The following is a 12,632-nucleotide window of genomic DNA, read 5'->3' on the forward strand; positions in this document are numbered from 1 at the left end:
GCGGAGTCTAAAGGGCGGCGGCGCCCAGGAGGACGGCGAGGACGACGGCGGCGCCGGCGAGCGCGGTGCGGAGCTTCTCGAAGGCTCGCTTCACCTGCATCTTGACGGCCGCCTCGGTCGTGTCGAGCGCCTCGGCGATCTCGACGTAGGGGTACCCCAGCTCGCGCATTTCGAGAATGGCCCGGGCGTGCTCGCTGAGGTCGGCGAGCGCCCGTTCGAGGTCGATGTGGAGGGCGACGTCGTCGGGCTCGCTCCGGCCGGGCGTGGGGAGGTCGGGGTCGAACAGGGCCTCGCGCGACGAGTACCGCCCGCGGTAGAAGTCCTGGAGCTCGAAGAGGGCGGCCTTCATGGCGAACGCCTTGAAGCGGTCGGGACGCTGGAGGCTCTCGAGCCCGCGGTGGACGCGGACGAGCGCGTTCTGGACGAGGTCGTCTGCGTCGGGGCCGCGCCCGATGCGCCCCCAGAAGAACGAGCGGAGCACGGGCGTGACGGCGGCCAGCAGCCCGTCGCGGGCGGCGCCGTCGCCCGCCTGGGCGCGGGCTACCGTCTGGGGGTCGAGAGGGTTCATAGGAGGGGCACCACGCGAGCCGCCGCCCAGGCGCGCCGGGTCACACGGCGCCGCGCAAAGGCGGGGCAGTCCCGGAAGGTGCCGACGGGGCGGGGCGGGCGCAAGCCACCCCGCCCACGGCCACGCCTTGCACGAGGGCCGCGCGCCTCCGCCCCTACCGAGTCCCGCTCACGCCGACCACCCCGCCCTCGCAGGTCGAGGCCGAACGGGGCGGCCACCGTTTTCCACCCCGCGGGCGGGGCGGCCCGCTCTACTGCCGCGTGCTGATCGGCTCGCCGCCGGCCGCCCGCCAGCCCTGGTAGGCCCGGTCGTAGAACGCCTGCGCCTCGCCTAGCGTCTCGCTTTGGGGGAAAAGCGTCGTCAGTTGGTCGTAGATATCCGTCGCCTCGCGGTAGCGCTCCTCCTGGCGGGCCGGGACGCTGCCCTCGGCGAACGCGACCTGCGCCCGGAGCGCGCTGAGGAGGGCGTCGTCGGCGTAGACGCTCGTCGGGTACTCGTCGAGCACGGTGAGGTAGGCGATCACAGCGGCCCCGTAGAGCTCGCGGCGCTCGTAGAGCCGGCCGGACTCGAACTGCTTCCGGGCCAGCTTCTCGCGGAGCTCGTCGGCCAGCTCCGACGCCGCCACGGCGTACTCGCCCGTGGGGTACTGCTGGAGGAAGAGGGCGATGTAGGTCAGCGCCTGCCGCGTGTCGGTCTGGTCGAGCTCGAAGCGCGGGCTGAGCGCGGCGTAGGCTTGGATGCGCTCGAACGCGGCCTCCTCGACGCGCGGGTCGGCGCGGTAGAACTCGATAAACCGCGTAAACTCTGTGCCGGCCAGGAGGTACTGGCCGTCGCCGGCGTAGGACCGGGCAAGCAGGATCTGCGCGTCGTCCGCGATGTCGCTCGTCCGCCCAAAGTCGAGCGTGGCGCGGAAGGACTCGATGGCGCGCCCGTACTTCTCGGCCTTGAACGCCTCGACGCCCTGCTCGTACGCCTCCTGGGCCGAGGCGAAGGTCCGGGGGCCGCCGCCACACCCGGCGACGAGGGCCGCGACGAGGGCGAGGAGTCCAAGACGAACGGGCATGGGCGGGGGGCGGAGCGCGATGCGGGGACGAACGAGGCCCGTTTTGGCTTATTGCAAGGGGCCTCCCAGGGTACCCCGCCCCGCCCCGCCCGGCCGACGAGAAGGGGCGAAGACGGAGGCGGGCAGCGGGCAGCGGAGGTGCCCCACCCCGCCCACGATACGGGCGGGGCGACCGCCGTAGCGGCGTTGCATGCAACGCCGTCGGGCCGCGGTGTCCGGCGGGGCGGCGGCCGTAGGGGCGACCGGCGGTCGACCGTGGGCGGGCGTAACGGGCGGGGCGGTGCCTTTCCAGGCCGCCCCGCCCACGTCGTCCACCACCCCTAGCCCCTCTTGGCTGCGCCGACGCTGCGCGGTGGCCAGGAGGGGGACTGCCGCCGCCTCCAGTTGACGTTGGCCTCAGCTTTCACCACCCCGCCCGTGCCTACACGGGGCGGGGCGGAACAAAAACGGGCACCACCCCGCCCGCGCATGCCTTTTCCCTTTTCCCTCCTACTCCAGCAGCACGGAGCGGCCGTCGCGGTAGCCCAGGATGAAGAGCGCCTCGTTCACCTGGCCGCCGTCGAACGCGAAGCGGTGGGCCACGCCGTCGAACCGGGGCGCCGCGCGGACGCGGTCGGCGAGCGAGCCTTCCCCGCCCCCGCCGACCTGAGCGAGGAGGAACCGCGTGAGGTCGTAGCCGATGAGCGCGAGGCGGTCGACGGGGATGCCCGCAAGCGCCCGGTAGCGGGCGCCGAACGCGTCGGTCGCGCCCGGGGCGACGAAAAAGTCCTGCGTAAAGACGGCCCCGAGCCGCGTGGCCCGGTCGGCCGCGCTCGGCGCGAGCCCCTCCCACTCCGTGTTCCCGAGCGGGCGGGGCGTCCGCCCGAGCGAGCCCAGCGCGTCGAGCGCGCGGAGGGCGTCGGAGGCGTAGCGCGGCGCGTCGCCGCCGGTGACGGGGAGGTAGATGGCCTGGACCGAGCGGAGCGCGGCCTCGCCGATCTCGCGGTCGAGGTCCTCCCACGCGCTGGCATTCTCGAGCCCCTCCTCGAACGCGACCGACGCCCCGAGACGGCGAACCTCAGTCGCGAACGCGCCGGCCATGTCGGCGCTCAGCGCGCCCGACCGCGACGCCGTGCCCAGACGGCCCAGCCCGAGCCGCCCGACGGCGTAGCGGGCCATCGCGCGGCCCCGGGCCGGGAACGTCGGGTTGGCCTGGAACACGAACTGCCGGCCCTGGCTGACGGCCTGGTCGGTCGCGAGCGGGGCGAGGAGCGTCACGTCGGCGGCCTCGGCAGCGGCCCCGGCCGGCTCGGCCTCGTCGCTGAACAGCGGCCCCACGACGGCGTCGGCGCCCGCGGCGACGACGGCGGCGACGGCCTCGGCCGCGCCCGGACCCGTCCCCTCGGAGTCGCGGAACACCATCCGCACGCGGCGCCCCGCCCCGCCCCCGGCGACGCGCGCGTTGTGCTCGTCGACCGCGATGCGGACCCCGTTGAACAGGGCCTGCCCGAGGTACCCCCGCTCGCCGCCCACGGGGAGCACGATGCCCAGGTCGAACACCTGGCCCTGCGCGGACTCCGCGACGCGCGGGAGGAGCGCGCGGGCGTCGGCGGCGTACCGGCTGGCGGGGTAGCGGGACACGAGCCGCGTGGCCGCCGAGGCGGCGCGCTCGGGGTCGCCGGCGGCGTAGGCCGCCTTGGCGGCCATAAGCGTCGCCGCCGTCGTGCGCTCGGTGTAGCCGTATTCGGTCGCCGCGCGCGTGAACAGGCGCTCGGCCGCCGCGTAGTCGCCGGCCTGGTACGCCGCCAGACCCTCCTCGAAGGCGGCGTCCGACGCCGGCACGCGGTCGGGCACGGCCGGCTGGGCCGCGGGGCGGCCGGCGAGCGCCATCAGGGCAACGAGGACGGCGAGGGCGGGGCGGAGCCGGGCGGGCGGCGCAGTGGGCATGGGGCGGGGGAGCAACCGGGGGACCGGCAAGTTGGCCCTCCGACCCCGGCAGCGCAAGGCGCCCCGGTGAACACGGCGGTGATGCGCGGGCGGGGCGGCCGCCGCCCTACCCCGCCCCGCCCCACGCGCGCCCCAGCGCCAGCCCGAGCGCCACGAAGCCGACGCCGACGACCACGCTCCCCGCCGCGTTGGCTACGGCGAGGCCGCGCCGCCCGGCCTCCCACAGCAGGACCGTGTCGGCGCTGTAGGTCGAGAACGTCGTGAACGACCCCAGCACGCCGACCACGAGCGCGAGCCGGGCGCGGTCGTCGGTCACCAGCGGGACGGCGAGCCCGATCGCGAGGCACCCGAGCGCGTTGACGGCCCACGTCCCCGCCGGCACCCCGGCCCCGGCCAGCCGCACGGCGGCCACCCCGACGCCGTAGCGCGCGACGGCGCCGACCGCCCCGCCCAGGGCAACGAACAGCAAGCGCATGGAGAGGCGGGGGCGGAGCGGCGTCGGGGGAACGTACAGCCGCGGCGGGCAGCGGGCAGAAGATCCGCCACCCCGCCCGCAACGTGGGCTGGGCGGGGCGGCGTCGGGCGGGGCGGTGCCTTTCTCTGACCGCCCCGCCCTCGTCACAACCACCCCTAGCCCCTCTTGGCTGCGCCGACGCTGCGCGGTGTCCAGGAGGGGGACTGCCGTCGCCTCCGGTTAACGGCGGCCTCGCTTAATCACCGCCCCGCCCGTGCCTACACGGGGCGGGGCGGAACAAAAGCGGGCACCACCCCGCCCGCGCACGCCTTTTCCCTTTTCCCTTTTCCCTTTTCCCTTTTCCCTTTTCCCTTTTCCCTTTTCCCTTTTCCCTTTTCCCTTTTCCCGTCCCTCACGCCCCGCCCGTTTCTGCGAGGTACTCCGCGCCGCGGCCCTTGATGCGCTCGTCCCAGACCTGCATCCACCCCGCCCCCTCCGCCGCGATCCGCTCCCAGTCGAGGTCCATCGGCGTGTAGATCTGGGCGGCCATCCAGGCGGGGAGGCGGTCCTGAGCGATGTCGGTGCGAGCGGGGATGCGGCCGAACTCCTGCGCCTGGCGGACGAGGGCGTCCGGCGTCGTCACGAACTCGACGAACTCGCGGGCGAGGTCGGGCTGCGGGGCGCCCTTGGGGATCGCGACGCCGTCGACCAGGACGGGCACGGCGGGCGCCGGGGCCGAGAACGCGAACGGGTAGCTCTGGGCCTGGAGGTAGGTGTCGGGGAGGTTCCAGAGCGTGAGGTCGGCCTCGCCGCGGGCGATGCGGAGGTAGAGCTGCGTCGGGTCGGCGGCGTAGCCCTTCGTGTTCTGGTCGAGCCGCGCCAGCCAGCGGTAGCCGTCCTCGACGGTCGGCTGGCGGAGAATCATGGCCGCCCAGATCGTTCGCATGGTGCCCGACGCGAGCGGGGAGCGGATGAGGAGCCGGTCGCGCCACTGCGGGTCGAGCAGGTCGTCCCAGGTCGCCGGCACGGCGGCCGAGTCGACGGCGGCCGTGTTGTAGAGGACGCCCTCGGGCGTGAGGTACGTCCCGTACCACCGGCCCCCCGCGTCCTTCGCGTCGGCGGGGACCGCCGCGGCCCACGACGGCTCGAACGGCTGGAGGAGGCCCTCGTCGGCCGCCTGCGCGAACAGCGTCTGCGGCGCCCCCCACCACACGCTGGCCTGCGGGTTCTGTTGCTCCACGCGGACCCGGTCGTACGCCTCCTGGCTGCCCAGGTCGATCCACTGCACGTCGACGTCCGGGCGCTCGGCCTCGAACGCCTCCTCGTAGGCCCGGAGCATTTCCTTGCCGTGGGGCGAGTAGACGAGGAGCGGCGTACGGTCGTCGCCGCACGCGGCGAGGCCGAGAACGGCGGCGAGGCAGAAGAGGACGGGGCGCATGGGCGGGGTGGAGCGAGAGGGGAGGCCGACCAGAGCGGGCAGGCTCCGAGGGCGGGGCGGTGCAGCAGACCGCCCCGCCCGCCCCGCGTTCCTCAGGAGGGACCGCCCCGCCCCTACTCCGCCCCGCTCAGGACCTCCTCGGCGAGGCCCGCGTCGCGCACGCGCTCGAAGATCAGCCGGTGGCCCGCGTCGTTCTGGTGGATGCCGTCGCCGGCGTCCCAGCGCGGGTCGAGGCGGCCGTCCGGGAGCGCGACGCCCGTCCACACGTCGACGGCGCGGTCGCCGAAGCGCTGGAGGATCCAGTCGCGGACGGCGGCCTGGCTCCGGCGCCCGGCGGCGTCGAGGTTGCGCGGGGCCGTGGTCGTGACGTAGAGCGGGACGCCGGCGGCGGCGGCCCGCGCGGCGACGGCCTCGAAGTTCGCCTCCTGCGTCGCCTCGCCGTAGCCGCGCGCCGCGTCGTTCGACGTCAGCCCGATGATGACGGCGTCGGGGTCGCGGGCGAGGGCGGCGTCGATGTTGCGGAGCGGGTCGGGCGCACCGTTGAGATCGGCCGGGACCGTCGAGCCTTCGGGGAGCACGTGGTACGTCGTGTAGCCGCCGCGCGCGAGGTTGAGGATCTCGAACCGCGGGTCCACGTCGTCCAGGTACACGCGGAGCCGGTTGACCCAGGTGCTGTCCGCGTGCTCCGGTCCCGTGCCCTCGGCCGTCGACGAGCCCAGGACCACGACGAGCAGGGCGTCCTCCGCCGCCCCGCCCGCGTCGGCGGCCGGCGGCAGGTCGAGCGGGGCGGCCTGCGCGGGGCGGGCGCCGTCGAGCCAGCCGCCCCGGAACCCGGCCCGCTCCAGCCCGCGCACGAGGTACGGGCTCCGCTTCATGGTCTCCCAGACGAGCCCGGTGCGGAGGTTCTCGGCCATGATCAGGATCGGCCCCTGGTCGATGCCCAAGTAGTCGTGGTCGAACCAGCCCTCGTCCGTCACCTCGGAGTTCTGCTTGATGCGGGCGTCGCGGAAGGTGAACGACGGGTTGAACGCGTCGCGGAACCCGTAGTCGTCGGTCCAGAGCGTGCCCGGGTAGCGCCGGGCCATCTCCTTCAGCGCCGCGAGCGTCTCGCGGGGCGCGAACGGGAGCGACCCGCCCGCGGCCGTCGGCGCGATCGTCCCGTCGTCGTTGACGTGGTCGGCGCTCGCGCCGCGCGCCCAGTAGGTGTGGAACTGGCGGCGCTCGCCGCGGAACTCGTGGGCCTCGTTCGACGGCCCGTCGCTGGCCGTGAGCCCCCAGACGTCGCCGCCGTAGCCGGTCCACGACTGCGGGTTGTCCTGGGCGTAGGCCCGCTGCGAGAGCGTGCCGCGGCGGCTGTTCTCGAAGTAGTCGTACGGCTCGCCCAGCTCGGCCGACTTGCCGCGCATCCACTCGTCCTGGATGTCCCGGAAGTCGACGAAAAGGTGGCTGTACTGGTGGCCGAAGAGCGGCGTAAAGTTGACGTGCTCGTAGCCGTAGAAGTCCTCCCACTCGTAGGTCGAGGTCCACGCGGGCCAGACGTCTTCGTCGAGGGCGTGCGTGGGCGAGCCCAGCCCGAGGAGGTAGAGGATCATGCCCTCGTTGTAGCCCTGCCAGACGGCCGGGCCGTAGCCGACCTCGGGGTACCACCCCATCGTCAGCCGCGTCTCGCCCGCGCGCCGGTGCCACGGCCAGTCGACGCGCTGGTAGAGCGAGTCGGCGTAGGCCCGGATCGCCACCTCGTCCGCCCCGCCCCCGTCGAAGTACTCGCGCGAGAACAGGACGCCGCCCATGAGGAGCGCCGTGTCGATGGTCGAGAGCTCGGTGTTGCCGAACCGCGTGCCGCCGTCGTATTCGAGGAAGTGGTAGAAGTAGCCGCGGTGCCCGGCCGTCCCCACCTGCTCCGTCCCCTGGGGCCGCGTGTAGAGGAACCGGAGCGTGTTCAGCGTCCGCTCGGCGGCCTCGCCGCGCGTGACGTAGCCGCGCTCGGCGCCGATCCCGTAGGCCGGGAGCCCGTAGCCGATGGCCGCGATGCTCGAAAACGCCCGCGTCGGCGCGCGGTCCGGGACGAGCCCGGTCTCGGGGTCCGTCGACTCCCAGAACCAGCGGAACGTGCGGGCCTGGAGCGTGTCGAGAAACACCTCGTCGTCGGCCGTGAGCGCGACCTCCACCCCGCCCACGGCGGGCGGGGCAGACTCGGGGGCCACGGCCGCCGGCGGCGCGCACGCGGCGGCGGCCAGAACGGCGAGCAGGAGGGCGAACGGGCGGGCGGGGTGGCTCACGGGAGGAGGAAGCGGGCGAAGACGGCGAAGTGGTCGCTCGGGTACCGCCCCGCCCCCGCCCCGTCACCGTCGCGGGCGGGGCGGTCGAGGGCGACGCCGGCGGCGACGGGGACGAGCCGCGCGTCGGCGGCGTCGAACAGGTAGTCGATGCGGCGGCCGGCGGCGCCGGCGTACGGCGGCCCCCAGGTGATGCCCGCCCCGCCCAGGTCGCGGAGCCCGCCGAGCATCCGCATCTCGGGCCACGACGGCTCGGCGTTGAAGTCGCCCCCGAGCACGAGCGGGGCGTCGCCGCCGGTCGACGCGACGAAGTCGAGGAGGTGGGCGATCTCCATCGCGCGCACGCCCCGCCCCTCAGGCGTGGCCGGGTGGTGGAGGTGCGTCGTGTAGAGGCGGACGGGCCGCCCGCCGACCTCGATCTGGGCGTAGGCGGCCGTGCGGAAGGCGTCGAGCGGGGGGAGCCGGCGCTCGGCGGTCTCGGCGAACGGGTGGGCCGAGAGGATGGCGTTGCCGTACCGCTTCGGCGCGCCGGCCGAGTCGACCGAGACAAAGTGGACGTGGGCGAAGCCCAGCCGGTCGGCAATCGTCCGGGCCTGGTTGGGGAGCCCCTCCTTTTGCAGGACCTCCTGGAGAAAGACCACGTCCGGCCGGAGCGCCCGCAGGTCGCGCTCGATCAGGTCCAGCCGCGCCGGCCAGTCGCCCTGGTCGTGCCAGATGTTGAGGGTGACGACGACGAGCGTGTCCGGCGCCTGGGCCTCGGCGCGGAGCGGGGCGAGCGTCGCCAGCAGGCACAGGGCCGCGAGCGTCCACCCCGCCCACAGGCGCAGAGAACGGGTGGAGCGGGGCGGGGTGGTGGCGCCGTCCAGGGCGCGCGGACCGCCCCGCCCTCTCCCCCACCGGCGCGGCGACTGTTGGGGCGGGGCGGCGGGCATCAGTCGTAGAGCAGGCGCTCGGCGGCCTGCCAGTTCCCGCGCCGCATCGGCACGCGCATCGCGTCGTCGGCCTCGAGGCGGTCGAACAGGCGCCGACGCATGGCGTCGGCGATGGGCTTCAGCGTCGGGACGTTGATGAGGTTGACCTGCTCGCGCGGGTCGGCCTGGAGGTCGTACAACTCGGACGTGTCCCAGACGCCGTGGTAGGTGATGTACTTGTAGCGGTCGCCGCGGAGCGCGAACGTGGTCGGCGTGTGGGGGAACGCGTACTCCCAGTAGTACTCGTAGAGGAACTCGCGGCCCGGGTCGCCCGCCGCCTGGAGCGGGTCAGTCGGGAGCGGGGCGGCGTCGGGCGGGGTGGCCGCCCCGCTCTCGGCGTTCGCGAGCAGGCCGAGGAACGACGTCCCGTCCATGTCGATGGGCGAGGTCGTGCGCGTCATCTCCAGGAGCGTCGGGGCGATGTCCAGGTTGCGGACGAGGCCGTCGACGCGGCTCCCGGCTGGCACGAACCCAGGCGACCACGCCAGGAAGGGGATCCGGATCGACTCCTCGTAGGCGTTCCGCTTGTCGATCAGCCCGTGCTCACCGAGCAGGAACCCGTTGTCGCCGAGGTAGAGGACCAGCGTGTTCTCGGCCAGCCCGCTCTCCTCGAGGTAGTCGAGGACGCGGCCGACCGACTGGTCGACGGCCAGGACCGTCTCGGCGTAGCGGCGGTAGAAATTGTCGAACCCGGTCATGCCCGGGCCGAGGTCGCCGTGGTACGCGAAGTCGACGCCGTGCCACGAGCCGCGCTGCTCGCGCACCCACCGCGGCTTGCCGGCGTAGTTCGCCTCGGTCAGCCACATCGACGGCGCGTACGGGATCGCGTCGGCGGCGTAGGCGCCGGCGTGGCGCGGGGCCGGGATGAACTCGGCGTGGACGGCCTTGTGGGAGAGCTCCAGGAAGAACGGGCGGTCGCCGCTCTGCTCCTTCAGGAAGTCGAGGGCGTAGTCCGTGAGGAGGTCCGTCGTGTACCCCTCGCGCTCGACGCGCTCGCCATCGACGTTGAGGACGGGGTCGACGTAGACGCCCTGCCCGCGGAACGAGACCCAGCGGTCGAACCCGGGCCGGGGCTGGTCGTCGTCTTCCCCCATGTGCCACTTGCCGATGAGCGCCGTCTGGTAGCCGGCGGCCTGGAGGTCCTGGGGGAAAAACCGCGTGCCCTCGGGGATCGGGCTCGTGTTGTCGACGACGCCGTGGTTGTGGGCGTACTGGCCCGTCAGGATCGACGCCCGGCTCGGCGAGCACAGCGAGGTCGTGACGAACGCGTTGGCGACGTGCGCGCCGCCGGCCGCCATGCGGTCCATGTTCGGGGTCCGCAGAAAGTCCGGGGCCTGGGGCATGAACCCCATAAAGTCGTAGCGGTGGTCGTCGGACAGGATGATGACCACGTTGCGCGGAGCGCTCTGCGCGCGCACCGCCCCGCCCGCGACGAGCGACAGGACGAGGGCGACGAAAAGCGCGAGGGCGGGGCGGAAGCGCATGGATCGAGCGGGACGTCTTGTGCAAAGTCCCCCTCCTGGACAGGAGGGGCTAGGGGTGGTGGACCGACGCGGGCGGGGTGGTCACAACAGAACTCGTGGCGGGCGTGGGCGGGGCGGCCTACTCGGCGACCAGCTCGAAGCGGGCCGACTCGGTCGCGGCCGACGAGCCGCCGACGTAGACCGTGAACCACCCGGGCTCGACGGTCCACGCCCCGCCCTCGCCCCAGAACTGGAGGTCGTCCGGCGTGAGCGTGAACGCGACCCGCTGCGTCTGGCCCGGCGCCAACTCGACGCGCTCGAACCCCTTCAGCTCGCGGAGCGGCCGCGTCACGCTCGCCACCTCGTCGCGGACGTAGAGCTGGACGACTTCGGCGCCGGCCCGGTCACCCGTGTTCGTGACCTCGACCGTCACGTCGACCGCCCCGCCCATCGCGAGGCGGTCCGCGCTGAGGACGGGCGGGGTGGTCTCGAAGGTCGTGTAGCTGAGGCCGTGCCCGAACGGGTAGAGCGGCTCGACGGGCACGTCGAGGTAGCGCGAGACGTACTTCTCGCTCGCGCCCGGCACGTCGGCGGGGCGGCCGGTCCGCTTGCGGTTGTAGTAGAGCGGCTCCTGGCCGGTCACGTAGGGGAACGAGACGGGCAGCTTGCCGCCGGGGCTGTGGTCGCCCAGGAGCACGTCGGCGACGGCCGGCCCCATCTCGGTCCCCAGGTGCCACGCCTCCAGGATCGTCGGGGCGACCGCGTCGAGGGCGCCGAGCGCGAGCGGCCGGCCGTTCGTGAGGACGACGACGACGGGCTTATCGCCGGCCGCCGCGATCACGCGCCGCGCCAGATCGAGCTGCGCGCCCGGCAGGTCGACCGACGCGCGGCTCGCGGCCTCGCCCGTCAGCTCGCGGTGCTCGCCCAGGACCAGGACCACGGCGTCCGCCCCGCCCGCGAGCGCCACGGCCTCGGCGTGTCCCGCAGTGTCGTCGCTGAGGAGCGCGTCGACGATGGGCAGGAACCCGTCGCGGGGCGGGGCGGGGTAGCCCGGCGCGTAGCGGACGTCCGTGCCCGGCATGGCGTCGCGGAGGGCGGGGAGGATGGGCGTCGCGTCCTCGCGCCGCCCCGCCCCGGCCCACGAGCCCAGCGCCGAGATGGAGTCGGCGGCGAGCGCGCCGATCACGGCGACCGAGCCCAGGCCACGCTGGAGCGGGAGGGCGGCTGACCCGCCCCGCCCCGGCTCGTTTTTGAGGAGCACGACCGACTGCCGCGCGAGATCGCGCGCCGCCGCCCGGTGCTCGGGCGCGAGGAGCACCGACGCTTCGAGCGCCTCGCTCCCGTAGCGGTACGGGTCCTCGAAGAGCCCCGCCCGCCGCTTGACGCGGAGCACGCGGCGCACGGCCTCGTCGACCACGTCCATCGACAGCGCCCCGCTCTCGACGAGGGCGGGGAGGTCCTCGACGTAGATCCCGTCGACCATGCTCATGTCGACGCCGGCGCGGAGCGCCTGGACACCGGCCTCGGCGTCGTTCGCGGCGATCCCGTGGTTGATCAGCTCGCGGACCGCCGTGTAGTCGGCGACGACGAACCCGTCGAAGCCCCAGTCGTCCCGGAGCACGTCTGTAAAGAGGTCCTCGTCGGCCGTCGCTGGGACGCCGCCGATCTCGTTGAACGCCGACATCAGCGTCTGCACGCCGGCGTCGACGGACGCGCGGAACGGCGGGAGGATCGTCTCGCGGAGCGTCCGCTCCGACACGTCCGCCGTGTTGTAGTCGCGGCCGCCCTCGGCGAACCCGTAGCCCGCCAGGTGCTTGGCCGTCGCCACGACCGTCGTGTCGGCGGCGAGCCCGGTGAGGGACCGGCCCTGGAACCCGACGACGCGGGCCTCGGCCACGCGGCTGCCCAGGAACGGGTCCTCGCCGGCGCCCTCGACGATGCGCCCCCACCGCGCGTCGCGGGCCACGTCGACCATCGGCGCGAATGTCCAGTGGAGCCCGACCGCCGCCGCCTCGCGCGCCGCCACGCGCGCCGCGTGCTCGATGGCGCCCAGGTTCCACGACGCCGTCTCAGCGAGCGGGACCGGGAAGATCGTCCGGAACCCGTGGACCACGTCGTACCCGAAGATCAGCGGGATGCCCAGCCGGCTCTCCTCGACCGCCACCTCTTGCGCGCGGCGCGTGTACTCGGCCCCGTACACGTTGAGGAACGAGCCCACGCGCCCCGCCCGGATGTCCTCCTCCCCGCCCTGCGTCACGGCCGGTCCGGTCACGGCCCACTGGCCCGTGTACTGCGTGAGCTGGCCGAGCTTTTCCTCGACCGTCATCTGCGCGAGCAGGCTGTCGACGAACGCGGCCTCGGCGGCGTCGTCGTAGCCGCCCCGCTCGAACATGGGCGGCCGCTGCGCCTGAGCGGCCGTGGCGACGAGGAGGAGGGCGGTAAGGAGGGCAGAACGCACAGTCAGAATGGGAAG

The 12,632-nt window shown here is 74.1% G+C and carries 9 protein-coding genes; all 9 read right to left on the bottom strand.

The annotated features are described in order from the left end of the window. Positions 1-7: 7 nt before the first annotated feature. Positions 8-568, bottom strand: coding sequence for an RNA polymerase sigma factor (locus RM540_RS04500; protein WP_311662341.1), 561 nt, complete (start codon positions 566-568; stop codon positions 8-10). 250 nt (positions 569-818) lie between these two features. Further along, entirely contained in the window at positions 819-1,631 is an 813-nt protein-coding gene (locus RM540_RS04505) for an outer membrane protein assembly factor BamD (protein ID WP_311662342.1), read from the bottom strand. A gap of 489 nt (positions 1,632-2,120) precedes the next feature. After that, entirely contained in the window at positions 2,121-3,557 is a 1,437-nt protein-coding gene (locus tag RM540_RS04510) for an ABC transporter substrate-binding protein (protein ID WP_311662343.1), read from the bottom strand. A gap of 106 nt (positions 3,558-3,663) precedes the next feature. Beyond that, the gene (gene crcB, locus RM540_RS04515) at positions 3,664-4,032 is read right to left on the bottom strand and encodes a fluoride efflux transporter CrcB (protein WP_311662344.1); all 369 of its coding nucleotides are present in this window, start codon (positions 4,030-4,032) and stop codon (positions 3,664-3,666) included. Positions 4,033-4,423: 391 nt separating this feature from the next. Then, positions 4,424-5,449 (bottom strand): extracellular solute-binding protein, encoded by a 1,026-nt coding sequence (locus RM540_RS04520; protein ID WP_311662345.1) that lies wholly within the window; start codon positions 5,447-5,449, stop codon positions 4,424-4,426. A gap of 113 nt (positions 5,450-5,562) precedes the next feature. Continuing rightward, the gene (locus tag RM540_RS04525) at positions 5,563-7,728 is read right to left on the bottom strand and encodes a glucoamylase family protein (RefSeq protein WP_311662346.1); all 2,166 of its coding nucleotides are present in this window, start codon (positions 7,726-7,728) and stop codon (positions 5,563-5,565) included. After that, positions 7,725-8,657 (bottom strand): endonuclease/exonuclease/phosphatase family protein, encoded by a 933-nt coding sequence (locus RM540_RS04530; protein WP_311662347.1) that lies wholly within the window; start codon positions 8,655-8,657, stop codon positions 7,725-7,727. Before RM540_RS04530 ends, RM540_RS04525 begins: the two co-directional genes overlap by 4 nt. Beyond that, entirely contained in the window at positions 8,657-10,180 is a 1,524-nt protein-coding gene (locus RM540_RS04535; RefSeq protein WP_311662348.1) for a sulfatase family protein, read from the bottom strand. The genes RM540_RS04530 and RM540_RS04535 overlap by 1 nt, the downstream gene beginning before the upstream one ends. Positions 10,181-10,298: 118 nt before the next feature. Further along, a complete protein-coding gene (bglX, locus tag RM540_RS04540) occupies positions 10,299-12,617 on the bottom strand; it encodes a beta-glucosidase BglX (RefSeq protein ID WP_311662349.1) in 2,319 nt (772 codons plus the stop codon). Positions 12,618-12,632 lie beyond the last annotated feature (15 nt).

The sequence above is a fragment of the Rubrivirga litoralis genome (genome assembly GCF_031846415.1).
Classification (GTDB): Bacteria; Bacteroidota; Rhodothermia; order Rhodothermales; family Rubricoccaceae; genus Rubrivirga; species Rubrivirga litoralis.